Below are 23,456 nucleotides of genomic sequence, written 5' to 3'. Positions count from 1 at the left end.
CTGGAGGGGAAAGCAATTGAATATAATTCGCGCTCGCGTCGCTAACGCACTTGTATCGAAGTCTTTGCTATCAAGCGTTTCAACCATCGGCCTGCTCGCAGCAGCGCCTGTGATGGCCCAAGATCAATCGGACGATGCGGATACTGAGCAGGTCGATGAGGATGATGTGATCATCGTGACCGGCCTTCGAGAGTCGCTGGCATCCGCGCAAACGCAAAAGCGCAACGCGGATACCGTGGTTGATGTTGTCACGGCTTCCGACATTGGCGCTCTTCCAGACCGGTCGGTCTCCGAAGTCCTCCAGCGTGTTCCCGGCGTCAGCGTCCTTCGTTTTGCAGGCGCAAACGATCCCGACCATTTTGCTGTTGAGGGCAGCGGGGTAAACGTTCGCGGCCTCCCGTTTGTTCGCTCTGAGCTCAACGGACGCGATGCAATTGCTGCAAGCAGCAGCGGCGTTCTTGGCTTTGAAGACGTGTCGCCAGAGCTACTTGGCAGCGTTGTTGTGTTCAAAAACTCGTCAGCTGACCTCATCGAGGGCGGTATGGCGGGCACAATTGACCTGCGCACCCGTTTGCCGTTTGATCAAACGGGGCAGGTGCTCGCCGCGTCTGTTGAAGCAAACTATGGCGACCTTCGCGAAGAGTGGTCTCCGTCGGGCAGTCTCCTTTATTCAAACACTTGGGACACCAATGGTGGGACCTTCGGTATCCTTGGCAACATCGCCTACAGCGAGCTTCTTTCGCGGGCTGATGGCACCGGCCTTGTCGATTTTGTAGAAACAGCAGACGGCTTCGTCCCATCAGGCGGCAGCATCCGTACGCAAGAATTTGACCGTGAGCGTCTGACGATCGCTGGCGCTGCGCAATATGAGAGCAATGACGGGCGCTGGGTTGCGACGGCTCAATTCCTGCGCTCTGATTCAGAGCTGGTTTGGGGCGAGAATGTTTTTGAGACCGGTGCTGATAGTGCAGGTGCACGTTCAAATCTTGATTCAAGCGACTTCACCTTCGATGAAGATGGCGTCTTCACAAGCGGCACGATCACCGACAATTCGCAGTGGCGCGGCCCTAACGCTGCCGCCGCTCTCCTTGGTGGAACCGGTGGTCAGCAAATTGCTCTTGATCGCAACCGCTTTGAAAACGATGTCACAACGGACTTTGGGTTCAATCTGAAGTTTTCGCCAACCGACGATCTGCGTTTCAATTTTGACGCGCAATATATCAACTCATCCACCGACGTTGTCGATATCACCGTGCATCGGTCGATCTTTGCTCCGCTCTTTGTGGACGGCCGCTCTGGTTCGGTGCCAAGTTTTGAACTGCTTGTGCCAGCTGGAGAATCAGCTGACTATTTCAATGACCCAAGCAGCTATTTCATCCGTTCTGCGATGGATCACATCACGCAAAACGATGCCGAATCAATCGCGTTTCGTGGTGATGTGGAATATGACTTTTCCGGTGACGGATGGCTGAAGTCGGTTCGAGCGGGTGCTCGCTATTCCCAAGAAGACTTTGAGCTGCGTCAGTCAGACTTTAACTGGGGCAATATCTCAGAGGTTTGGAGTGGCCGTACATTCAATGCGGGCGCGCCTCTCTTGTTGGTGAGTGGCAATCCGGACTCATCGCTTGATGCATTAACTGCGCCGCTATTTAGCACCACAACATTTGACAATTATCAGCGCGGGTTGCCCACTGGGCTTGGTGGCCCGGTCCCTGCTTATAGCGGACCATCGGTTCTCGATTATGCAGGCTTTGAGAGCGCCTTTAATGGCATTCTTGGTGCAATTGGCGGAAGCCCATCGGGTTGGACGCCCCTTACAGGCCGCAGTGGAGTAATCGAAGGCACCCCATTCTTGCCAAGTGAAATCGGCTCCATCGAGCGCGACAATTTTGCTGCTTATGTACGGGCTGATTTCGAAACTGACCCGGGCTCTGATGTTGTCTTATCGGGTAATGTTGGTCTTCGTTATGTGCGCACTGAAAGAAGCGTAGATTCCTCGCTTCAGGTTAACAGTTTTGGCCAGTATTTCCCCAATGCAAACCTGTGTGATGCAGGCTTTGTATCGACCGATCCGGCTTTCCAAATTCCCGATTTTTGTACTCTCGATCTCGCCTCGTTACAGGCCGCTTTGGGTGATGGCTTTAATCTCAATCGAACGGCGAACACGACCTACAACGAGCTATTGCCGAGCCTCAATCTCAAGCTTGATGTGCCCGGCGACCATGTGCTGCGCCTAGCCATTTCAAGGACACTGACGCGGCCCGGAGTGGACCAGCTTAATGAACGGGTAGTGCTTCAAACGCTTGCCGGGCCGGCGATTTCCGATGGGGCTGGCGGTACGATCAATCCGTTCGACGGCTTTATCGGCAGCGCGACGGGCAATGCGAACCTCACCCCGCAAACCGCATGGAACATTGATGTCGCGTGGGAGTGGTACTTCAACCGGGCGGGCTCTTTAACCGTCACTGGCTTCCACAAGGAAATCGATGATTTCATCGCCTTTGCCCCGGTCGGAGTGAGCATTCCTGAGGATGAAACGCCTGCGGAATTCCTCGCAAACCCACTGCTCAACCCCTTGCTGCGAAACACAGAGGTCAATTCTGACGATTCTGCGAGCGTTACGGGTCTTGAGGTTGCTTATCAGCAGTTCTTCGACTTCCTGCCGGGCATTTTGAGCGGATTGGGTGCGCAGTTCACCTACACGTACATCGACTCTGAAGGAGTGGATAACCAGCTCGATCCATCGATCCCAAGCGATGATCCGCCAACTGCACGCTTTGATGTGGATGCCGGGGTCTTCCCGCGAATTTCAAAGCATAACATCAACGCAATTGCCCTTTATGAAAAAGGTCCGGTGCAATTCCGCTTGGCATACAATTGGCGCAGCGAATTCCAGCTGACACCGCGCGATGTGATCTTCCCGTTTGCATCGATCTATCAGCCCGCAACAGGGCAGCTTGATGCGTCCTTGTTCTATGAGCTGAACAACAATTTCACAGTTGGTGTTCAGGCGGTGAACCTTTCCGATGATGTGACGGAGACGACCCAGACGGTGAATGAGGCCGGCCTTCAAGCGCCGCGCAATTTCTTCCGGAATGATCGCCGATACACTGTGATTTTGCGGGCAAAATTCTAGCCCCTGTTCGAAGAAGGTCTCTCCCCCTTCTTTAGGCAGTATGAGCCCGGTCAATTGTTTTGGCCGGGCTTATCTGTCTTTGAGCGGCTGGCAAAAAAGCGCAGCTGCATTCGTGTTCGACCAACAGCGCCACTTTTGAGAGCTCAATGTTAGGCGGGGCCTATGATTTCGACCGAGGGTCTTCCCGCAGGGTCAAAGCTCACCTTACAATCGATGTCGAAGACGTCATTGAGCCTTTGGGTGGTCAAGGTTTCTTGCGGCGTTCCTTGTGCGATAACGTGGCCGTCTTTCATCCAGATCAGTCTGTCTGCATAGCGCGCGGCGAGTTGTAGGTCATGGAGCACGGTCAGGACAGCTCTGCCATCCTGCGCAGCACGCCGGAACAAGCGTAAGACCTCGTGCGCATAACGCGGATCGAGCGCTGCGACGGGTTCGTCAGCAATCACGACGGGGGTTTGCGATGCCAGTGCACGCGCGACGTGAACGCGCGATAGCTCACCGCCAGACAAAGTATCAGCGGCACGGTTCTCGAAGCCTTGAAGGTCGCAAGCCGCGATAGCTTGCGCAACGGCAGCATCGTCATGCGCAGAAAGGTTTTGCGGCGATGCTCCATAGGCAAAACGGCCAAGAGCCACCACATCGCGCACCGGTTGGGGCCAGGTGAGCGGGCGCGATTGCGCAAGATAGGCGAGCTTGCGCGCGCGCTCGACGCGACTTAGCTGCGCAATTGGCTGACCTTCAATTTCGGCGCTGCCCGTATCGGGCTTAATCAGACCCAAGGCTAACCGCAAAAGAGTTGTTTTGCCTGCACCATTGGGTCCAATCAACGCGGTGAGAGTGCCTTGTTCCAAGGCGAAACTTGCATCTTTCACCAGCGCTTTGCCGTCTGCCCGATATGAAAGGCCCTTCGCCGTCAAAAGGCTCATGCAAGCCTCCTCTTTGCCGCGATCCAGATGAATATCGGCGCTCCAATAAGCGCCGCGACCACGCCGAGTTTAAGCTCAAAGTCAGTGGGGATAACGCGCACGCCAATGTCGGCAAGAACCAGAAGAAGCGCGCCCAGCAAGGCCGATGGCACCAACAGACGCGAGGCATCATAGCGCACAAGTGGCCGGACCAGATGGGGCGCAACGATCCCGACAAAGCCAATCGCTCCTGCAAGCGCGACGGCGGCACCTGTTGAGAGCCCTGCGCCGATGATCACCGCGAGCCGTTGACCTGTGAGATCCACGCCGAGCCCCGCCGCGGTCTCTTCGCCAAGACAAAGCGCTGCGAGCCCGCGTCTTGATGCAAGCAAAATTGCCATGCCCAATGCTGCGAGAGGCGCGCTTAGCCACAGATCTTCAAAACTGCGATTGGCGACCGTGCCCAGCATCCAATTGACCATGTCGGCAAGGTTGAATGGATTGGGCGCGAAGTTCATCAAAAGCGCCATCAATGCGCCCGCAAAGCTGGAAAGCCCGACACCAATTAGAATGAGCGTTACAACCGACTGATTGCGAAGCGCGGCTGCTGCGACGATCCCGGTGGCAACCAATGCACCGACGACCGCAGCTATCGGCAAGACAAAGGGCATGCTGGCGGTGAGGCCGTAGTACAGAACAAAGCTTGCAAACAATGCAGCGCTCGCTGAGACGCCGAGGATGCCTGGCTCTGCCAAGGGGTTTCGCAAAAGGCCCTGCAAGGCCGCTCCGCTCATACCCAAGGCGGCTCCCACTAAGGCGGCTGCCAGACTGCGTGGCAGGCGGATATCCCAGACCACCAATTGGTCCGCGGGGCTTGCGTGAAAGACGAGGGCGCTAAGCACACGGTCAAGCGGTACAGACACAGAACCGAAAAGCAATGAGAGCACGATTGCGGCGATAAGCCCTGCGCCCAAAAGGCCATCCAACCGGCTCATGAAGCAACGCCTGCAGTCTTTGCCATGGCCTCGACCGCCTCGATCAGGAACCAGCCGCCGCACGCTGTCCAAGCTCCATCTATAGAGGCAACCGGACGCTCACTGAGCTGGGCCTGAGCGACAGGATGGCGCGCCGCGCTCCATTGCCTGAGGTCGCCCGCCTCGCTCTCAAAGAAGGCAGCCACAACCAATTCGGGGCGCTCATAGGCCAATTGTTCCAAGGGGATGGGGTGCCAGCCAGCCTCCTTTTGGAAGTTGGCAAGTCCTGCTGCTGTCATCAGTTCGTGGATCATCGTCCCCTCACCAGCTGTGACCCCTCCAGGGGTCATGTAGAGTGCTTGGGGTCTCTGTTTGGACTGCTGAGCAAGGTCAGCAAGGCGGCGGTCCATATCTTTGACAACTTTGCTTGCCTTTTGGGGCGCGCCAAGCTGCGCACCAATCTGCACAACCTGTGCGCGCACCTCTTCGATGTTCTGCGGGAAACCGATCTGCACCACTGGGACACCGGCGCGCTCCATGAAGGGGCCAATATTGGGGCCGCCGCCGTAAGAGCGCACAATTAAATCAGGCTCCAATGCCAAAACATCAGCAGCGCGCGGGCGCACTTTGCGCAATCCCTTGGCTTCATCGCGCAGGTAAGAAAAGCGTTTGTCCGCATCAATTGACAGCGCAAGCACGCTGTTGCGCGGTGCAAACTCGAGCACATATTGATCTGCGCAATAATCAAGGCTGACGATGCGCTTTGGGCTTTGGGTCCCAAGCGGTTCAGACGCCTCTTTCTCCTCGCCTGCAGAGCAAGCCAAGAGAAAGAGGCTCGAAAGAGCCGCAAAGGCCAAGCGCATATGCATTACATCCGGTAACGCACACCGCCAAAGACTGCGCGGCCCGGCTGTCCGAACTGAAAGATCGTCTCGTATTCCTCGTTGGTCACATTCTCGATCCTGCCGAAGATTTCGAGGTTTTCAGTGATACCATAGCTCACTCTTACGTCTGCTACGACATAACCATCATTCTGGCGCGTGTTGAAGGTGTCATCAAAGCTGTCGCCCACAATCAAAACGGTTGCGCCAATGCCAAAGCCGTTTTTCATGCGATAGTCAGCGACAAGGCTTGCGGTTTCCTCGGCCCGGCGGGCCAAACGGTTGCCAGTGGTGTCGTCGAACGCATCGATGATCGAGTAATTCAGCGCCACATCAAACCCATCCACCGGTTGCAAGGCAACACCAAATTCCCAGCCATCGGCAGAAACGCTGGCGACATTGGCGTAAGTGCCAAAGGGCCGCGGGTTATTGGGATCATTGCAGATCGGGATAGCCGCGCTGCATCCGACAAATCCGATTTCATTGGTGCCATCGCGGTTGAAATAGGTGAAACCGATCTGAGCGCGGCCCTTAAGCAGTGATTGTGTGACGCCCACATCCCAACTTTCCGAAGTTTCAGCCACAAGGTCAGGATTGCCGAAATTGCTGAAACGCTGGAAAAGGGAGGGTGCTTTAAACCCTTCGCCATAACTCGCGCGCACGATGGTGCTGCCCTTGTTAGGTGTGTAGGCCCCGCTTGCCGAGAAGATGGTCGCGCTGCCGAATGTATCGGTGTCATCGAAACGAAAACCGCCGGTTAGTGAGAGGCCTTGAACGGGCGTTACATTAGCCTGCGCAAACACCGAATTGATCCATGCATCGGCAATTGTGGGCGCAGCGCCAAAGCTTGATGAGGAGAAATCCGATTCCTCGCGTTCTGCACCAAAGACGAATTGCACCGCATCGCTTGCATCAAACACGCCCTGATATTCAAAACGGCGATTTTCGCCGCTGGCATCGAAGGTCACAAAATCTGTGTCATTGTTGACATTCATGCGCTCGATATCGGTGTAAGCAAAGCCGAGGCGATTGCGAAAACGTCCCTCGGAAAGCCCCACATTGATCCCGGCATAGCCCACAAAATCCTTGCGGTTCGAGACCTCGTTGGTGTCGCCAAAAGCAAAAGTGGGCGGTGCAAAGCCGTCGATGTCGGTCTCGCCATCGGCATAGAATGCGCGAAAGTCGAGAGCGATATTGTCTGATAACGCTACGCCGATTTTGCCGTTTAAACCAATGCTCTCAAAGCCGTCCTCTTCCGCGCCGCCGCGTGTCTCGTTAAATGCAGAGATACCATCGGTGGTGAGGTAGGTGCCCCCAAGGCTTGCTGAGACGGGTCCGAACTTGCCTGATACATTGGCGACAAGGTCGGCGGTCTCTCGCGACCCATATTCCGCGCGAGCAAACAGCCCCAATTCCTCGGTCGGCTCTCGGGTCAGCAGGTTCACAACCCCGCCAATCGCTTGGCTGCCATAGAGCGCAGATTGCGTGCCGCGCACGACCTCAACGCGCGCAATATTGCCGGTGAGAAGCGGGCCAAAATCAAACCCGCCACCGATGGAGGATGGGTCATTCAATTTGATCCCATCGATAAGCACCAAGGTCTGGTCGCTTTGCGCGCCTCTGATGGAGACGCCGGCCGCTGTGCCAATCCCGCCATTGCGGTTGAAGGTTACGCCCGGAACGGTTCGCAGGATATCGATCACATCGCTTGTCTGGCGGTTTACGATTTCTTCTTCGGCGACGACGGTGACGGACGAGCCCACTTGCGCCAAATCGCGCGATGTGCGGTTGGCGGTGACAACAATGGTGGAGCTATCGGCGACAGCGCCGCCCTGCCGATCAGTGTCTTGACGGTTCGTGTCTTGCGCAAGAAGCGAAGAGGGGAGCAGCGCGAGCGAGGAGGCGGCTGCGAGATAGGTGCTCAATTTCATGAAGTGTGTATCCAAAGCTTGCCCAAGCGGAGGCTCCGAGCCCCGAATGGCACAGTCGACAACAGGGTCTGTTGCGGCCATCAAACCACAACACCGGAGACACCCCGAGCTGCCGCTACTTCGGAATTACGACGGTCGTATCCCGCCACTTCCCTGTCCCACTGGGCTGGACCCGGCCCCGGACGAACGACGCGATGGCAGGTCTCCTGGCTTGCTGATCATCACGCCTGAACCGTCTTCCCAGTAAGCGCCGCAAAGCGCTTTGCCAGTGACATTGTGGTTCAAGGTTCCCAGCCTACAGTTGCGGGCACAGCGCCGGATTACCCTTTAACAGGGGCACCGGCTTCCCTCTTAGCGTGACGCGCAAAAGCACGCCCCGCACCATCTGGGGCGAGCGCTAGCCAAGGGGTTTGGTAATGTCAATTTGGGTTGAGTAGCGCGTTAGCTCCAAACGCCGCGCGTGTCGTAAACCACCGCATCGCCGCGTTCTTCGGCCGGGATTGCTTTGAACACGTCGTGATCGACAAGCAGGAGCAGAATGTCGCACTCCTCCAGCGCCTCATCGATATCGATCAGCGCCGCGCCTGTGTTTTCAAATACAGGGGGCAGTTCGGTTGCATAAGGCTCTACCACCTGAACGCGTTCGCCATAGGTTTTTGCAAGACTTGCAGCGATCTCAAGGGCGGGGCTTTCGCGGAAGTCGTCAATATTGGCTTTGAACGCGAGGCCAAGGCAGGCGATTTTCGCGTCTGCGTGCATGTCCGCAAGCGCCTCTGCACGGGCCAGAACGTGGTGCATTTTGTTGTCGTTGGTCTCGCGCGCTTGGCGGATGATCTTCGCCTCATCGGGTGCGCCATGGACGATAAACCACGGATCGACCGCGATACAGTGGCCGCCCACGCCAGGACCTGGCTGCAAAACATTTACACGTGGGTGGCGATTGGCAAGACGGATCACCTCCCACACATCCAACCCTTGCTTGTCGGCGATCATCGAAAGCTCATTGGCAAACGCGATATTCACATCGCGAAAGGCGTTTTCGACGAGCTTTGTCATTTCAGCCGAGCGTGCATCGGTGACAACACATTCGCCTTTCACAAAGCGCTTGTAAAACGAAAGCGCCTTACGTGCACAGCGCGGCGTGATCCCGCCAATAGAGCGGTCGTTGTGGATCAATTCTTCAAGAATGCGTCCCGGAAGAACGCGTTCTGGGCAGTAAGCGATAGAGATATCAGGGGTGCCCTCGCACAGACCCGGCATTGCAAGATCGGGGCGGCTCTCGGCAAAGACATCGCGCATCTTCTCGGTCGTGCCCACGGGCGAGGTCGATTCAAGGATGACGCAGTCGCCTTTCTTGAGAACCTGCGCGACCTTTTCAGCGGCCTGAAGAATGTAAGAGATATCTGGCGTGTGCTTGCCATCATTGCTGAATGGGGTCGGGACAGCGATGACAAAAACTTCGGCGGGTTCAACCTCAAGGCTCGCTGTGAGAAGGCCATCGTTAACGACCGCCTGAACGAGGCCATCAAGGTCCACCTCTTCGATGTGCACTTCGCCGCGATTGATGGTGTCGACGACGAGCTCGCTCACATCAACACCTTGGACTTTGCATCCTGCGCGCGCCATCACGGCGGACGTCGGCAGGCCAATGTAACCAAGGCCGATCACACTGGCACTAAGGGTTGTTTTCTTAAGCAAAGTTGCACTCCGTCACTCGCGGGTTTTCCGGCCCGGTCGGATGTGCGTTAACTTGCAGAAGATAATATAAGGTAAGCTTCGCCCCGAAATTAGCCCGCCAACAGGTCGCAAATGCGCTGAGAGGCTTTGCCATCTCCAAAGGGGTTATGCGCGCGCGCCATCGCATCGTATGCATGGGAATCGTCAAGCAAAGTGCCCACTTCGCGCACAATCGCCGCGGCATCGGTGCCCACCAGTTTGGCGGTGCCCGCTTCCACGCCTTCAGGCCTCTCGGTTGTCTCGCGCATTACCAAAACCGGTTTGCCAAGCGCTGGCGCCTCTTCTTGCACTCCGCCGCTGTCGGTCAGCATGATGTGAGCGATATCGAGAAGGCGCGCGAAATGGGGGTAATCAAGCGGCTCAATCAAGGCGACATTATCGAGCCCTGTGAGCGCCTCGTTCATGACACTGCGCACGTTGGGATTGAGGTGCACGGGGAAGATGATCGCAACGTCCTCACGGCTGGCGATTTCACGCACTGCTCTGGCGATCTGTTCCATTCCGTCACCGAAATTCTCCCGCCTGTGGCTGGTCATCCCGATGATCCGTTTGCCCGCAAAACGCGCCTCGATTTCGGCGAGACCCGCGGCAAGGTGGGGTTTTGCAGCGACCTCATTGGTTACCCAATGAAGGGCATCAATCACTGTGTTGCCTGTGACGTGAATGCTTGCCGGATCGACATTCTCGGTGCGCAGCGCATTGGCAGCCGTTTGGGTCGGAGCGCAGTGGAGTTTGGCAAAGCTGCCCACCACCTTGCGGTTCACTTCCTCTGGCCAAGGGCGATAGATGTCCCCGCTGCGAAGGCCCGCTTCGACGTGGCAAACCGGGATTTGCCGGTAATATGCCGCGATTGCCCCTGCCATCACGGTCGTGGTGTCGCCCTGTACGATCACCCAATCGGGCTTTTCTTCGTCCATTACCTTGCCAAGCCCGGTGAGCGCTGCTGCGGTAAGTGCATCGAGCGTTTGGTTGGGTTTCATCAGATCGAGATCGTGATGCGGCGTGATCCCTGCAATCTCAAGCACGGAATCGAGCATTGAGCGGTGCTGGGCTGAAACACATATGCGGCTATCAAACCGCGCATCGCCTTCCAGCGCATGCAGCAGCGGGAACAGCTTAATAGCCTCAGGCCGAGTGCCGAAAACGGTGAGGATGCGCTTTGTGTCTGCCATGGCGTGCGTGTTAGCCGGTTTTAGTTAGGATTGTCTTGCGCTTGTCGTTCCCAGAACGGTCAAAACCGTGACCAGCCAAATCCCTGCTGCAAGAGCGAAAATCAAGAGCATCCATTTGCCAAACCCAAGCGCAAAGGTGAGCGCGAAAACGGCGGCATAGACATCGCGTGAAGTGATGGCAGCAAGAGTATTCTTGATCTTAGAAGGCTTTGAATTGAAATTGTTTTTGACCGCGTCAAAAGTGAAAGGCCCACCCATGGCGATGGATCTTAGCCCTAACGCTGTCAGGCCTATCGAAAGCAGGCCAAGGCCAATTGCCCCATAGGTCGCAGCATCCACTTCGCCCTGCCACCACAGATTAAGTGAGGCGAGCGACAGGAACGCAAGGTTGGTGATGCCATCGACAATCGTGTCGAGCTTGGCACCAAATTCCGATGAACGCTTGGTCGCCCGCGCAATTTCACCGTCGACCCCGTCAATCACGGACGCTGCATGGAACAAGATTGCGCCCGCTATCAGACCAGCGGCACCTCCAAACAAAAGGCAAATTGCCATGATCGCTCCTGTAAGAGCGGCTAGGATAGTCGCGTGGAATGGCGTGATGCCGGGTATCTTCAACAAGACCTTAGACATGGCGCGCGAGATGGGCCGGTTGAGATAGCGCGACACCAGCCCATCAGATGGTTTGCCGGTGGCGTTGACGATGTCCGAACCGATTTTGTTGAGCAGGCGGGTATTGCCGCTGGCCTTTCTCTTGTCATCAAGCCAATGCGCCATGGCCTCCTCATTGGTCAGCACCACCGGCTCTCCGCACAGCACAGATATTCCGTCCAGAATGGGGCTATGCGCTGGCAGATCGCCTTCGCTTGGGTCGCCAAGCGCAACCCTTACATCAGGCAAAAGCCTTGCGAATTCGGATTTTGCCCAGGTTGAAGCTTTCCATCCGCCCGGAACCGCCACGATGACCACATCGCTGCTTCCCAGTTCTTCGCTTTTGTGTACGATCACCGCTGCCCGCACCGCCGCCGGGATACCAGCAACCAAATGGTTGGCGTGCGCGTTGCTGGTGAATAGCAGAACGGCTTTTGCCATTGCGAGTGAGCTTTCGGGACTTGACGTTGAGATGTAAATTCGAAGGCGTATGACAGGCCTAAGCAGAAACAAGAATGCACACAAGACTGCACATAAGGCCAAGCCTTCGAGAAGGACCAATCGCGTAAACAATGGGCGTATGTGAAGAAGACACAGCCGACGCGGGAGTAACCGCTCAAGGTCGCCCGCGCGAGCTTGAAGACTGGCTCAATGGCCGGGTCTATCACCCGCTTTCCATGCGCCTTGCCAAAGGCCTCGTGCATACGCCGATTACGCCCAATATGGTCTCTGTAGTTGGCGGTTTGATGATCGTATTGGCTGCTCTCGCTTACAATTTTGCTGAAGGCTGGTTGGTGCTGCTGGTGGGCCTTGGGCTGCATATGAGCTGGCATGTCTTCGACGGCGCGGATGGCGATCTTGCGCGGCTTACCAATTGTGCCAGCCCCTATGGCGAAGTGGTCGATGGCATTTGCGATTATGTGGGGCACATCATCTTATATGTGTCCTTGGCGTTCATGCTCACCGCGCAAATCGGGGCGCTTGCGGCTTTTGCATTCGCTTTGGCAGCAGGGATGGGACGCATAGTTCAGGCTGCCCATTACGAAGTTCAGCGACGCCAGTATCAGCACTGGGTTTATGGCACGCGGTGGCTGAGGGTGTCGGCGAAGGCTGGCGAAAAACAAACCGGCATTATCGGTTTTTTTGAAAGCTATTATGTGAACTTGGCCAAGCTTCTGGCCCCGGGAGGGCGCGAGGTCGATGGATTGGTTGAAGCGTCAGGCAATGATTACGAGGCTTTGCGCGGCATAATCCGGCAAGAAACCAAGCCCGTCCTCGCCTCAACCTACCTTTTAAGCGCCAATTACCGCACCATCGCGCTCGGCATATCAATGCTGGCAGGCTCTCCGTTGTACTTTTTTATCTTTGAAGCGATTGGTCTGACGATTGTGCTTTTTGTCTCGATCATCACCGCAAGCAAAGCAACAAAGCGTATTCAGGATCAGGCCAAAAGCTTGCGATAGATCGCCAGATTATCGCGCGCGAACTGCTCCCATGACAGCTCCTTTGCCCGCGCCAGTCCCTTTTGGCTAAGAGTTTCCGCGAATGGCTCATCGGCGACAATTCTCCCCAATGCTGCGGCGATATCGTCAATGTCGTGCGGGTCAACGAGCAGGGCAGCACCCCCTGCTACCTCTGGCATAGCGCTTACATTGCTGGTGATTACGGGGCATCCGCAGGCCATTGCCTCGGCGACAGGGTTGCCGAAACCTTCGCAAAAGGACGGGTGGAGAAGAGCCGCCGCGGCTGAATACAATTGGAGCAGTGTCGCAAAGGAAACGGGCCCTGTGAAAATCACCCGATCCCCAATCCCCAGCTTCCTTGCAAGCGCGCGCAAATCGCCTGATTGCGAGTTCCGGCGCTGAACCATTACAAGGCTGATGTCATCGCGGTGTCCCAATGCCTTCGCAAAACCAGTGAGCGCCCCTTCATGGTTTTTGTAAGGCGCAAATTGTCCGGTGGTGAGGATGAATTTTTGGCCCTGCGCCAAACCGACGGCCGCCAACAGCTTTTCATCGCGGGTAACCCTGGAAAACTCCGGCGAGACGCCTGACTGCGTGACGTGAATGCGATCGCTAGCATCCGGATGTCTTTGCAAGATCTCAGACCTCGTCGCAGCAGAGACCGTGGCGATTGCATCTGAGCGATTAAGCGCCCGGTTGATGCCATTGGCGTAAAAGCGTCTTTCGATGTGGCCATAAATGCCGGGATTGCACCATTCAGGGTTGGTCAGCCACATGATATCGTGCACCGTGGTGACGGTTTTCATAGAAAGGCCCGATGGCAGGATGTTGAAGGGCGCATGGAACAAATCGACCGGTCCCAGATCAACTATCCGAGGCAGCCACCAAAGGGTTTGAGGGCTGTTCGCAGGCGCGGATATTGTTACCTCGCAAACGTTTTCGGCCGCGCTCAACCTTTCTGTACGATGAACGCTCCTTAAGAATAGAAAGTCTAGATCGGGCGCTATTGCAGGTAAATGCCTGACGAGTCCCCAAGTGACCTCACCAATTCCGCTGGGCTTGCTCCCAATATATCTGCAATCAATGCAAACAACTGTCACTTTGGTGCAATCCAATTCATTGGTTGATGAGCAAATATGCTGACATTTGGCATCGCTCTACATAGGGCAATTCCGCAGTTTTGCTGCACTTATGCGCAATTAAACGCAAGGTATAGTGTTGCTAAAAATGCATCAGGGTTATGGGAGTTTCACCCAAATTGATGTTTTTATGGTTGTGCAAGCGCACATTATGTGGGACGCACAAGTCAGGTAATACTGGTTCTTGCAAACTGACCTGGCCTCGTGGGGATGCCAACTTTTTGCTGCGGTCTGACAGGGTGTTTTGGGTTCAGACCGTATTTTTCAGCAACTACCTAGGGGAGGGGGCATGGAAAGAGTCCGCAAAAGCGGGCGCGATCACAGGGTGTTCTAGGAATTACAATGCATTCGATTAGAGTCGCAGTCGTCGGTGTCGGAAATTGCGCCAGCTCCCTCATCCAAGGAGTGGCGTTTTACAGCAAGAACCAATCAACAAATGGACTGATACGAGAGATCGTCGGGGGCTATACTGTCTCCGATATCGAATTCGTGCTCGGCATAGATGTTGATGACAGGAAGGTTGGCAAAGACCTGACCGAGGCGATATTTGCCGCCCCCAATAACACCACAGTTTTTCAGCCTGACATGGAGCCAACCGACGCGAAGGTTTTGCGTGGGCCCGCTCTGGATGGTGTTGCCGATCATATGGTCAACGCTGGCGAGCGTGGCTTTATGTTGACTGATGGCGCTCCGCCTCTTTCCAAAGATGAAATCGTCGCCGCTCTTCGCGATGCGCGCGCTGATGTCTTGGTCAATTTCTTGCCGGTAGGCTCGCAAAAGGCGACCGAGTTTTACATGGAATGTGCGCTTGAGGCCGGTTGCGCAGTGGTCAATTCCATCCCGGTATTCATCGCCAGCGACGAAAGCTGGGAGGCGCGCTTTAAAGCAAAGGGCCTGCCGATTGTGGGCGATGATATCAAAGCGCAAGTTGGCGCAACTATCGTCCACCGCGCGCTTTCAAGTCTCTTTGCAGCGCGCGGGGCAGCCATTGAGCGCACCTATCAGCTCAACACTGGCGGCAATACCGATTTCATGAATATGCTCGACCGGGAGCGGCTTGGCGCCAAAAAAGAATCGAAAACAATGGCCGTACAGGCCGCGTTGGCTAAGCGCTTGGAAGATGAGAATATTCTCATTGGTCCCTCGGAATATGTGGCCTGGCAAAAGGACAATAAAGTCTGCTTCCTGCGCGTCGAGGGCACGCAGTGGGGCGATGTCCCGATGAACCTTGAGCTGAGGCTTTCGGTCGAAGACAGCCCTAATGCTGCGGCCTGCGTGGTTGATGCCATCCGTTTTTGTAAGCAAGCCCTTGATCGCGGGGAGAGCGGTGCGTTGACGCTGCCATCGGCTTATTATTGCAAGCACCCGCCAGAACAGATCCCAGAGGACGTGGCGAACAGCCTGCTCGACCAATATCAGACCAGCCTCCCCGAAGCGGCTGAATGATCCCTCGCGCATTGCGCTAAACAAGCAACACAAGAGGATCGACGATGGACGGTCTCATTCTTGCTGCGGGCTTTGGAAGTAGGCTGCGCAGCCTTTTCCCCTCAAAGCCGCTTGCGCTGGTAAACGGTGTGACCTTGCTTGAGGTCGCTGTTCGCCAGCTTGCAAGTGCGGGCGTCACCCGCGTGGTTGTGGTAACAGGCTATCAGGCCGCTCTCATCGAGGAGGCCTTGGCCGATCTTCGTGCAAGAATTGGCGGCGAGATCGATGTTGAAATTGTAACCACCAGGGTCGCTGATTGGGAAAAGCCCAACGGTTATTCGGTCATGGCAGGGGCAAGCCTTTTGCCTGGCAATTACCTGCTTGTGATGTGTGATCACCTGCTTTCGACGCCTATATTGCGCGGGCTTGCGCAAATGCCTGTCGATGGCCGCGGCGTGACACTTGCCATCGATAGGCAGACGCAAAGCCCGCTTATTGATCCTGACGATGCCACTTGGGTGGAGACCGGCGATAACGGTTTAATTGCGCGCATTGGCAAAGGGATTGCCAAATACGATGCGGTCGACTGCGGGGCTTTCCTTGCAACTCCGGCCCTGTCTGCTGCTATTCAAGAAGCGATCGATGCGGGCAAAGCTGGATCGCTTTCGGACGGAATGCAGCGGCTTGCAAATGCCGGGCGCGCGGCGACTTTCGATATCCAAGACGCCTGGTGGATGGATGTCGATGACCCCAAGGCCCACGCCATGGCTGAGAGCCTTCTGGATGAACACCCTTCTTTGCTAGGCAATGATCTTGCCGCCTGGGATCGAGCGGTTCTCGCCAGGCCATTAGATGCAGGTGTATCTGCATGACGAGCGGCGAAATTCTCCTTGATGTGACGCGGCTGGTATCGCGCAGTTGGACGAAACGGCGTTCCACCGGGATTGACCGCGTGTGTGAGGCCTATTGCTCACATTTTCGGACACGCGCGCGCGCTGTGGTGCAACATCGCGGTGTGGTGAAAGTCTTTAGCAGGCGCGATTCTGATACGCTTTTTGATCTGCTGCTCCAATCAGGGGAGCGCTTTCGCTCAAAGCTGTTTCGCTTTGCGCCCCTTGCGATTGCGCGCTCGCCCTCTCGGATCAAGGGGGACGGGCGGATCTACATCAACCCTAGTCACACCGATTTTGATCTCTCCACCCATCACGAATGGGTCGCCAAGAGCAATCTGCGCAGCGTTTATTTCCTGCATGATCTCATCCCTCTAACCCACCCGCGTTTGACAAGCGCCCATGCGGTAAAGCGTCATCTTGGCCGGGTTCGCGGGCTTTTGAGTTATGGCTTTGGCGCAATTGTGAATACCCGGGCGACCCAATCGGAGCTTTTGAGTTTTGCAAACAAGCGGGGGTTTGAGACCCCTCCTGTCGCGATTGCTCCGCTTGCAGGGGCAGATTTGTCTGGTGCTAAAGCTGCACCTGCCCTGGCCAAGCCTGATCTGTCAGAAATGCCCAAGGCAGATGAGCTACCCTATTTCCTTTGTGTCGGTACGATTGAACGGCGCAAGAATTACAGCATGCTTTTGAAGATATGGGATGATCTTGCCCGCGAGTTTGGGACCGGATGCCCAAGGCTTGTCATCGTTGGCCAAGAAGGCCCGCAAAGCGACAGCATTTTTGAAGCTTTCCGTGCGCGCCCGCATCTGTCCGAATTGGTACGATTTGAAACCGCTGCCAAGGATGCCCATGTTGGGCGTCTTCTGCGCGGTGCGCGCGCTTTGTTGATGCCCACGCATGCCGAAGGCTACGGCCTGCCGGTGATTGAAGCTTTGCAAGAAGGCACACCGGTTATCGCCAACAACATCCCAAGTTTTCAAGAAATTGGGCAAGGCATACCGATGCTGCTAGATGTGGCAGACGAGCAAGCGTGGAAGCGGGCGATTGGTCGTTTCGCTTTCTCCGATCATGAACGTGATCGTCAACTCAACATGATGGGGCGCTTTGTCCCACCCACTTGGCAAAACCACTTTGCGATCATTGATCCGTGGTTAGAGCGCCTGCCGAGCGTCAACCAGGTGCAAACTGAGAGAATGCAAGTCGAGTGTTAGAGCGTCTGAAATTCATCAATCCCCTATTTATCGTAACGGTCATTGTCCCGACGGTGATTGCGATTTTGTACTTTGGGATATTCGCGAGCGATGTTTATGTCTCCGAGAGCCGATTTGTCGTGCGTGAGCCATCCAAGGGGGCTGCCTCACCGATAAGCGCGGTTCTTGGGCAAGCTGGGCTTGGCGGGGGTGGAGGCATTGAGGGCAACGATTCGGTTGGCCAATATGTGCTCTCGCGAAGGGCTCTGGATGAGGTGGACCATGATGGGTTCGTGACCAAGTCCTATTCTGATGAGAGTGTTTTCATCTTTGATCGGTTCGGCGGTTTAACCGGAACCAGTCAGGAACAGCTGTTTGAATATTTCATCGGTAAAGTCGCAATCGCTCAGGGCCTTTCCAGCCAAGTCATGACTTTGCGGGTGAGCGCGTTTGATCCGCTTGAGGCCAAAGAGATCAATTCGCGGTTGCTTGTTCAATCCGAAGAGCTGGTGAATGGCCTGTCAGAGCGAGCGCGTGAGGATCTCGCTATCTGTCGCACAAGAGCAAGTCGATGTGTCGACCGATTTGGCTCGAAAAGCGCGGCTTGAATTGGCGCAATTTCGCGGGTCTGAGGGTATCGTTGATCCTGAGCAGCAATCGCTTGCAGGACTTCAGATGATTGGCAAGCTTCAAGACGAACTGATCGCTGCAAAAACGCAGCTGCGCCAATTGCAGACTTACACTCCGCAAGCCTCGCAAATCCCGTTCTTGCGCACACAAGTTCGCGCGCTTGAGCAAGAAATTGCATTGGCCCGCAAAGAGCTCACCGGGGGATCAAGGTCCCTTTCGGCCTCGATGGCAACCTATCAGGAGCTTGTCGTCAATTCGGAATTTGCAGAGCAACAACTGGCGATTGCCTTGGCATCACTGCAAGAAGCGCAGGCCGAAGCGCGGCGCAAGCGCGCCTATGTTGAACGCATTTCGAACCCGAGCTTGCCTGACTATCCCGAACAACCGCGGCGTTTGCGCAGCATTTTAGCGACCTTTGTGATGGGCCTTTTGGCATGGGGCGTTTTGTCGATGCTGATGATTGGTGTGAGGGAACACCGCGACTAATGGCGACCAAACCCATCGATACACCGTCTTTGCGCGAAAGCTTGCGGGTCCAAGGCCGAGTGATCGGTGCGCTGCTCATCCGTGAGACGCTGACCCGCTATGGGCGGCATAATATCGGGTTTTTGTGGCTGTTTGTGGAGCCGATGATCTTCACCCTTGGAGTGACCGCGCTTTGGACCGCAACCAAATCCGTTCACGGTAGCGCGCTTCCTATTGTTGCATTTGCGCTTACCGGTTACTCCAGCGTCCTCTTATGGCGTAACATGCCGGGACGTTGCATTGGCGCGTTGATGGCCAATTCAAACCTGCTGTATCATCGCAATATCAAAGCGCTGGACATCTATGTTGCGCGGATCTTGCTTGAGTTTGGCGGGGCGACGATTTCGTTTTTCACTTTGTCGCTGGTCTTCATCAGCATTGATTGGCTGGAGCCGCCTGAGGATTTCCTTACCGTGGTTGGCGGCTGGCTTATCATCTCATGTTTTGGCGCATCACTTGCGATCACGCTTGGCTCGCTGTCTTATCTCAATGAGCTGGTGGACAAATTCTGGCACCCTGCCTCATACCTTTTGTTCCCGCTTTCTGGTGCCGGTTTCATTGTCGCTGCTCTGCCGCCATTTGCACAAGAGGTGGTCTTGTGGATCCCTATGGTCCACGGCGTTGAGATGGTGCGCGATGGGTATTTCGGTTCTCAAGCGCGCGCCATATACGATCTTGGCTACGTCATCCCCTTCACCCTCGCTCTCGCCGTCGCAGCGCTTATGCTGGCACGCTATGTCTCCAAACGCTTGGTGCCTGGATGATCAGGGTCCAAAACGTATCCAAAGTCTATCCGACCCGCTTTGGCGAAAAGCTTGTGCTTGATGACATAAGCTTTGACCTTGATCACGGGGAGAAGCTGGGTGTGCTGGGCCGCAATGGCGCGGGCAAATCGACGCTTGTGCGTTTGATAAGCGGCGCAGAGCTCCCGACGAGGGGACGCATTGATGCAAGCATGAGCGTTTCTTGGCCGCTTGCCTTTGGTGGTGCGTTTCAAGATCTCGCTTACCGGCGTTGACAATGTCCGTTTCATCAGCCGCATCTACAATCAGGACTTCGATAAAAACCTCGCCTTTGTGGAAGATTTTGCCGAGCTTGGCCCTTACCTGCGCGAGGAGGTGCGGACATATTCTTCGGGCATGCGCGCAAGGCTCGCCTTTGCCATTTCCATGATCATCGAGTTTGATTGCTTTTTGATCGATGAGGTCGGCGCGGTTGGGGATGCGCGCTTCCATCAGCGTTGCAATAAAGAGCTATTCGGCAATCGCGGTGACCGGGCGATGGTCATCATTTCGCATGACGCCTCCTATGTGCGCGACCACTGCACCCGCTTTGCGGTGCTTAATGATGGCCGGCTTGAAGAATTTGCAGATTTTGAGACGGCCTATTCCGACTTTCGCGAGAAGATCGGGATTGGTGAAAAGAAACAGCCCAAGCGCCAAGAGCTTGCAGCAGATCGCAAGCAGCTGGTTGAGACCACGCATTCTGTGGCGGTGCGCGATGATGCCTTCATGGTCTTAATTCAAGATGCCGATTGGAAGCGTGATCAAAAGCAGTGGGAAGAGGCGGAGGCGACCTACGAAAAAGCGCTCCAGCTTTATCCTTATCAACGCTCATACTGGGTGCAAAAGGGGCACTGCGCGAAGGAAGCAGGCGCCTTTCTTCGTGCCGAAGCCGCCTATCGCACAGCCTGCGCATTGGGAGAGCCGTTTCAGGACGTGAGACCACACTTGCTTTACACCACAAAGCAGTTGCGCATCTCTTTGCTTGATTACCCATTGCACAATTACACAGGCACCGCCGCCAAGGATCAGCCCGCTGGGATTCCCGATGTGGAACTGTTTGCAAAAGCGGTGTGGCAAACGGACTATTTGGACGATCAGGAAATGCTCGACCTCGTGCGAGCGGGCGAGACCTGTGATGCGCTTTTGGCGAGTATGATCAAAGACCCGCGCTTTGAGGCAAGCTTGCACGGTAAGGACGGCGAACGCCAAAAGACGCTTGACCAAAAGACGTTGGATCAAAAAACAAGGGGCGAACCCCAAGTGTGGGTCAAGAACCTCGTCATTATGGCCCGGCCAAGCAGCGCCTCAGAAGATGCAATGAGCGTGGCGCGCCGGATCAGCATGCCGCAGGATGCATGGCCTGTGCTGATGGAAGTCAACGGATTTGCCGGTTGGCCTTTGACGCAGGCCGCTATCGAGCAAAGGAATGCGCGCGATGGCTAATGTTCTGATCGATGGCTACAATTTGGCGATGACCAAGGGCACTGGCATTGCGACCTATGCCCGAAACCTGTGCGAAGAAGTTTCAGGCTTGGGGCATGATGTCTCTGTCCTTTATGGTCAGCGCATTGCAGAGGATGACGATCCACTTCTTCGCGAAATTGCTTTCTTCGATCCGGTGGAGCTTCCCAAGGGAAAGTTTCGCAAAGCTCTAAGGGCAGTCAAAAGCGGTGCGCGTAGTCCATTTGATCAGACACCGCGCGAAATGGATTTGTCGGGCAAAGTTGTGCCGCACAATTTTGCGGGGCCCTTGCCAACGTGCAAGCGCATTTACAATGGCGAGGACCTATTCCACCGCGCCAATGCAGGTTTTGCGATAGGCCGCGGGTTTTCGCGTGTGCATATGCCCCAATCCTCTGACAAAAGCTCGGTGGACATTGCACATTGGACTTACCCCCTTCCGATCGAGGTGAAGGGGGCGCGAAACATCTACACGATGCATGACTTAGTGCCGCTGCGTCTGCCCTACACGACGCTCGATAATAAGCGGGCCTATTTGAAGCTGGTGAAGCAGATCGCTGAGCGTGCTGATCACATTGTGACGGTCTCCGAATGCTCCAAACGTGATATTATTGATCTGCTCGGCGTCAGCGAAGACAAGATCACCAATACCTATCAATCGGTTGCCTTGCCCGATGATGCGATGAAATTCTCAGATGAAGAAGTTGCTCGCATTGTCGAAGGCGGTTTTGGCGTGGGATACCGCGATTATTACCTTTTTTGGGGATCGATTGAGCCCAAAAAGAACATTCACCGTATGGTTGAGGGCTATCTTGCCAGCGGTGTTGAGACGCCTTTGGTGATTGTTGGCGCGCAGGCCTGGAAGTCTGAAGAAGAACTGCGCCTCGTGAATGAGGAAGCAGGTTCTGGAAAACGGCGCATCATCCAGCTTTCCTATTGCCCGCAAGGCACTTTGATCAACCTCATCCGCGGCGCCAAAGCAGCGCTCTTCCCATCGCTTTATGAAGGGTTTGGCTTGCCGGCTCTTGAGGCGATGACTTTGGGGACGCCCGTGATTGGGTCCAACACCGGGTCATTGCCAGAGGTTATCGGGGAGGCAGGGCTGCAAGTGGACCCATACAATTCCAAAGCGATTGCAGAGGCGTTTTGCCAGATGGACGGCGATGCTGGTCTTCGCCAGGAATTCGTCACAAAAGGCAAGGCCCAAGCAGAACGCTTTTCCCCTGCCGCTTACCGCAAACGCCTCGATGATCTTTATGCGAGGGTATTGTCATGAACTTTCAAAACTGGACCAAATCCATGAACTCCCAGCCCCACGCTGATCCCATTCGCGGCGCGACATTGAAAGCGTGTCTCGCAGCACTTCTTGCGATCACCCTTGCAGGTTGCTCCACCCTTGGCGCAAGCGGCCCGACTGGCGGCAATGTGCGCGCGGCAGATGAGCAAAGCTATCAAGGGCAAGGGATTGAGATCGTCGAACTCGACGGCAGCGCTCTATCCCGGCTTGAGCAATATGGCCGCGCTTCCGAATTTGCAGAAGTGTTTACACAAGCTGCGCCCTCCATCGAATTGGTGGGCTATGGCGATGTGCTCGACATTGCGATCTGGGAAGCGCCGCCTGCGGTGCTTTTCGGGACGACAGGTGCCAATTTGAGCCTTGCTGCGGGACCAGAGCTGGCTGCGCGCACCGGCATCCCTCAACAAATGGTGAGCGATGATGGCACAGTTAGTGTTCCCTTTGTGGGCGCTATCAAAGTGGTGGGGCGCAAGGTCTCTGAAATCGAGCGGGAGATTGTTGCCAGCCTGAGGGGCCGGGCCCACAATCCGCAGGCAATCGTACGCCTTGTCCAGAACGAAAATCGAACTGTCACGGTTCTAGGAGAGGTCACGCAAAGCACGCGTATGCCTTTGACCGCACGCGGCGAACGTTTGCTTGATGCTGTTGCAACGGCGGGGGGGACGCGCAATCCGGTCGATCGCTCCATCGTGCAAATCACGCGCGGGACGCAGGTTGTGGCTATGCCGTTGCAGCAAGTGGTCGCCGAGCCTGCGCAAAACGTACAGCTTTTTCCCGACGATGTGGTCACTGTCCTTCACCAACCGTTTAGCTTTGTCGCTTTGGGAGCTGTGCGCACCAGCGCCGAGGTGCCTTTTGACGGCTCGGGCGTAACCCTGGCAGAGGCGCTTGGCCGGGTTGGCGGTCTCAATGATGGCAGAGCCGATGTGAAAGGCGTTTTTGTTTTCCGCTTGGAAGACCGCGAGGCGCTGGGCGACGGCTTAGATGCAAGCGTTCGCGCAACTGCCGATGGCCGTGTGCCGGTGATCTACCGCCTCAATATGTCTGACCCTGCAAGCCTTTTTGCCATGCAGGATTTCGACATTCACGATGATGACGTGATTTACGTCTCAACCGCGCCCGGTTCCGATTTGCAGCGTTTCGTCTCAACCATTTCAAGCGCGGCATTCTCAGTCATCGGTATCACCAACGCGCTCTCGACGAGCAACAACAACTGATTGATCGCTTTTTAGTTTTTCGCCTCTTCCTTTCATCTGGTGCA

At 55.7% G+C, this 23,456-nt stretch carries 20 protein-coding genes and 1 riboswitch; of the genes, 12 read left to right on the top strand and 8 right to left on the bottom strand.

Translation table 11 applies throughout. From position 1 onward, the window contains the following. The first annotated feature begins 16 nt into the window (after positions 1–16). Positions 17–3,136 carry a TonB-dependent receptor gene (locus AC0V61_RS03435; protein ID WP_486155881.1) on the top strand — a complete coding sequence of 1,040 codons (3,120 nt, stop codon included), beginning with the start codon at positions 17–19 and terminating at the stop codon, positions 3,134–3,136. A 149-nt stretch (positions 3,137–3,285) separates the two neighbouring features. On the opposite strand, the gene AC0V61_RS03430 is transcribed toward AC0V61_RS03435, so the two are convergent. The 7 genes from AC0V61_RS03430 to AC0V61_RS03400 all read right to left on the bottom strand — a co-directional run bounded on the left by AC0V61_RS03430 (position 3,286) and on the right by AC0V61_RS03400 (position 11,828). Next, positions 3,286–4,062, bottom strand: a complete 777-nt coding sequence (locus AC0V61_RS03430) for an ABC transporter ATP-binding protein (RefSeq protein ID WP_486155880.1) — start codon at positions 4,060–4,062, stop codon at positions 3,286–3,288. Beyond that, positions 4,059–5,036 carry a FecCD family ABC transporter permease gene (locus AC0V61_RS03425; protein ID WP_486155879.1) on the bottom strand — a complete coding sequence of 326 codons (978 nt, stop codon included), beginning with the start codon at positions 5,034–5,036 and terminating at the stop codon, positions 4,059–4,061. Before AC0V61_RS03425 ends, AC0V61_RS03430 begins: the two co-directional genes overlap by 4 nt. Next, the gene (locus AC0V61_RS03420; RefSeq protein ID WP_486155878.1) at positions 5,033–5,884 is read right to left on the bottom strand and encodes an ABC transporter substrate-binding protein; all 852 of its coding nucleotides are present in this window, start codon (positions 5,882–5,884) and stop codon (positions 5,033–5,035) included. Before AC0V61_RS03420 ends, AC0V61_RS03425 begins: the two co-directional genes overlap by 4 nt. After that, on the bottom strand, positions 5,884–7,827 hold the full coding sequence (locus tag AC0V61_RS03415) for a TonB-dependent receptor plug domain-containing protein (RefSeq protein ID WP_486155877.1): 1,944 nt from the start codon (positions 7,825–7,827) through the stop codon (positions 5,884–5,886). The genes AC0V61_RS03420 and AC0V61_RS03415 overlap by 1 nt, the downstream gene beginning before the upstream one ends. Before the next feature lie 180 nt (positions 7,828–8,007). Then, positions 8,008–8,228, bottom strand: a riboswitch (cobalamin riboswitch). 40 nt (positions 8,229–8,268) lie between these two features. After that, the gene (wecC, locus tag AC0V61_RS03410; protein ID WP_486155876.1) at positions 8,269–9,525 is read right to left on the bottom strand and encodes a UDP-N-acetyl-D-mannosamine dehydrogenase; all 1,257 of its coding nucleotides are present in this window, start codon (positions 9,523–9,525) and stop codon (positions 8,269–8,271) included. A gap of 89 nt (positions 9,526–9,614) precedes the next feature. After that, positions 9,615–10,736 carry a non-hydrolyzing UDP-N-acetylglucosamine 2-epimerase gene (wecB, locus tag AC0V61_RS03405; protein WP_486155875.1) on the bottom strand — a complete coding sequence of 374 codons (1,122 nt, stop codon included), beginning with the start codon at positions 10,734–10,736 and terminating at the stop codon, positions 9,615–9,617. A gap of 24 nt (positions 10,737–10,760) precedes the next feature. Beyond that, entirely contained in the window at positions 10,761–11,828 is a 1,068-nt protein-coding gene (locus tag AC0V61_RS03400) for a CDP-alcohol phosphatidyltransferase family protein (protein WP_486155874.1), read from the bottom strand. Positions 11,829–11,959: 131 nt separating this feature from the next. Between AC0V61_RS03400 and AC0V61_RS03395 the strand changes: the two genes are divergently transcribed. Then, the gene (locus AC0V61_RS03395; protein WP_486155873.1) at positions 11,960–12,850 is read left to right on the top strand and encodes a CDP-alcohol phosphatidyltransferase family protein; all 891 of its coding nucleotides are present in this window, start codon (positions 11,960–11,962) and stop codon (positions 12,848–12,850) included. Here AC0V61_RS03395 and AC0V61_RS03390 read toward each other — a convergent pair. Beyond that, positions 12,829–13,950 (bottom strand): glycosyltransferase family 4 protein, encoded by a 1,122-nt coding sequence (locus tag AC0V61_RS03390; protein WP_486155872.1) that lies wholly within the window; start codon positions 13,948–13,950, stop codon positions 12,829–12,831. The genes AC0V61_RS03395 and AC0V61_RS03390 overlap by 22 nt on opposite strands. A gap of 381 nt (positions 13,951–14,331) precedes the next feature. Here AC0V61_RS03390 and AC0V61_RS03385 point away from each other — a divergent pair, with 381 nt between their 5' ends. Genes AC0V61_RS03385 through AC0V61_RS03340 form a run of 10 tightly spaced genes read left to right on the top strand, consistent with a single transcriptional unit; the run spans position 14,332 to position 23,412 of the window. Beyond that, positions 14,332–15,435 (top strand): inositol-3-phosphate synthase, encoded by a 1,104-nt coding sequence (locus AC0V61_RS03385; RefSeq protein ID WP_486155871.1) that lies wholly within the window; start codon positions 14,332–14,334, stop codon positions 15,433–15,435. Positions 15,436–15,479: 44 nt separating this feature from the next. After that, complete coding sequence (locus AC0V61_RS03380; RefSeq protein WP_486155870.1) at positions 15,480–16,286, top strand: NTP transferase domain-containing protein; 807 nt, start codon at positions 15,480–15,482, stop codon at positions 16,284–16,286. After that, the gene (locus tag AC0V61_RS03375) at positions 16,283–17,518 is read left to right on the top strand and encodes a glycosyltransferase (RefSeq protein ID WP_486155869.1); all 1,236 of its coding nucleotides are present in this window, start codon (positions 16,283–16,285) and stop codon (positions 17,516–17,518) included. Before AC0V61_RS03380 ends, AC0V61_RS03375 begins: the two co-directional genes overlap by 4 nt. Continuing rightward, on the top strand, positions 17,512–18,105 hold the full coding sequence (locus tag AC0V61_RS03370; protein ID WP_486155868.1) for a hypothetical protein: 594 nt from the start codon (positions 17,512–17,514) through the stop codon (positions 18,103–18,105). The genes AC0V61_RS03375 and AC0V61_RS03370 overlap by 7 nt, the downstream gene beginning before the upstream one ends. Then, complete coding sequence (locus tag AC0V61_RS03365; RefSeq protein ID WP_486155867.1) at positions 18,071–18,613, top strand: KpsE/RkpR family capsule polysaccharide export protein; 543 nt, start codon at positions 18,071–18,073, stop codon at positions 18,611–18,613. Before AC0V61_RS03370 ends, AC0V61_RS03365 begins: the two co-directional genes overlap by 35 nt. Then, the gene (locus AC0V61_RS03360) at positions 18,613–19,416 is read left to right on the top strand and encodes an ABC transporter permease (protein ID WP_486155866.1); all 804 of its coding nucleotides are present in this window, start codon (positions 18,613–18,615) and stop codon (positions 19,414–19,416) included. Before AC0V61_RS03365 ends, AC0V61_RS03360 begins: the two co-directional genes overlap by 1 nt. After that, on the top strand, positions 19,413–19,670 hold the full coding sequence (locus tag AC0V61_RS03355; protein WP_486155865.1) for an ATP-binding cassette domain-containing protein: 258 nt from the start codon (positions 19,413–19,415) through the stop codon (positions 19,668–19,670). The genes AC0V61_RS03360 and AC0V61_RS03355 overlap by 4 nt, the downstream gene beginning before the upstream one ends. Then, positions 19,639–20,880 (top strand): ABC transporter ATP-binding protein, encoded by a 1,242-nt coding sequence (locus AC0V61_RS03350; protein ID WP_486155864.1) that lies wholly within the window; start codon positions 19,639–19,641, stop codon positions 20,878–20,880. Before AC0V61_RS03355 ends, AC0V61_RS03350 begins: the two co-directional genes overlap by 32 nt. After that, positions 20,873–22,174, top strand: a complete 1,302-nt coding sequence (locus tag AC0V61_RS03345) for a glycosyltransferase family 4 protein (RefSeq protein ID WP_486155863.1) — start codon at positions 20,873–20,875, stop codon at positions 22,172–22,174. Before AC0V61_RS03350 ends, AC0V61_RS03345 begins: the two co-directional genes overlap by 8 nt. Further along, positions 22,171–23,412, top strand: coding sequence for a polysaccharide biosynthesis/export family protein (locus tag AC0V61_RS03340; RefSeq protein ID WP_486155862.1), 1,242 nt, complete (start codon positions 22,171–22,173; stop codon positions 23,410–23,412). Before AC0V61_RS03345 ends, AC0V61_RS03340 begins: the two co-directional genes overlap by 4 nt. The last annotated feature ends 44 nt before the right edge of the window (positions 23,413–23,456 follow it).

This window comes from Erythrobacter sp. JB1-4 (assembly GCF_057365025.1).
The sequence above is the reverse complement of the archived record's forward strand: the minus strand, read 5'-3'. Positions and strand labels throughout refer to the sequence as shown.

What these genes read in the sequence shown, in the direction of transcription:
- AC0V61_RS03385 (WP_486155871.1), top strand. Translation starts at nt 14,332, where the DNA reads ATGCATTCGATTAGAGTCGCAGTCGTCGGTGTCGGAAATTGCGCCAGC.
- AC0V61_RS03345 (WP_486155863.1), top strand. Translation starts at nt 20,873, where the DNA reads ATGGCTAATGTTCTGATCGATGGCTACAATTTGGCGATGACCAAGGGC.
- AC0V61_RS03420 (WP_486155878.1), bottom strand. Translation starts at nt 5,884, where the DNA reads ATGCATATGCGCTTGGCCTTTGCGGCTCTTTCGAGCCTCTTTCTCTTG.
- AC0V61_RS03355 (WP_486155865.1), top strand. Translation starts at nt 19,413, where the DNA reads ATGATCAGGGTCCAAAACGTATCCAAAGTCTATCCGACCCGCTTTGGC.
- AC0V61_RS03375 (WP_486155869.1), top strand. Translation starts at nt 16,283, where the DNA reads ATGACGAGCGGCGAAATTCTCCTTGATGTGACGCGGCTGGTATCGCGC.
- AC0V61_RS03400 (WP_486155874.1), bottom strand. Translation starts at nt 11,828, where the DNA reads ATGGCAAAAGCCGTTCTGCTATTCACCAGCAACGCGCACGCCAACCAT.
- AC0V61_RS03360 (WP_486155866.1), top strand. Translation starts at nt 18,613, where the DNA reads ATGGCGACCAAACCCATCGATACACCGTCTTTGCGCGAAAGCTTGCGG.
- AC0V61_RS03380 (WP_486155870.1), top strand. Translation starts at nt 15,480, where the DNA reads ATGGACGGTCTCATTCTTGCTGCGGGCTTTGGAAGTAGGCTGCGCAGC.
- AC0V61_RS03430 (WP_486155880.1), bottom strand. Translation starts at nt 4,062, where the DNA reads ATGAGCCTTTTGACGGCGAAGGGCCTTTCATATCGGGCAGACGGCAAA.
- AC0V61_RS03415 (WP_486155877.1), bottom strand. Translation starts at nt 7,827, where the DNA reads ATGAAATTGAGCACCTATCTCGCAGCCGCCTCCTCGCTCGCGCTGCTC.
- wecB (WP_486155875.1), bottom strand. Translation starts at nt 10,736, where the DNA reads ATGGCAGACACAAAGCGCATCCTCACCGTTTTCGGCACTCGGCCTGAG.
- AC0V61_RS03425 (WP_486155879.1), bottom strand. Translation starts at nt 5,036, where the DNA reads ATGAGCCGGTTGGATGGCCTTTTGGGCGCAGGGCTTATCGCCGCAATC.
- AC0V61_RS03395 (WP_486155873.1), top strand. Translation starts at nt 11,960, where the DNA reads ATGGGCGTATGTGAAGAAGACACAGCCGACGCGGGAGTAACCGCTCAA.
- AC0V61_RS03340 (WP_486155862.1), top strand. Translation starts at nt 22,171, where the DNA reads ATGAACTTTCAAAACTGGACCAAATCCATGAACTCCCAGCCCCACGCT.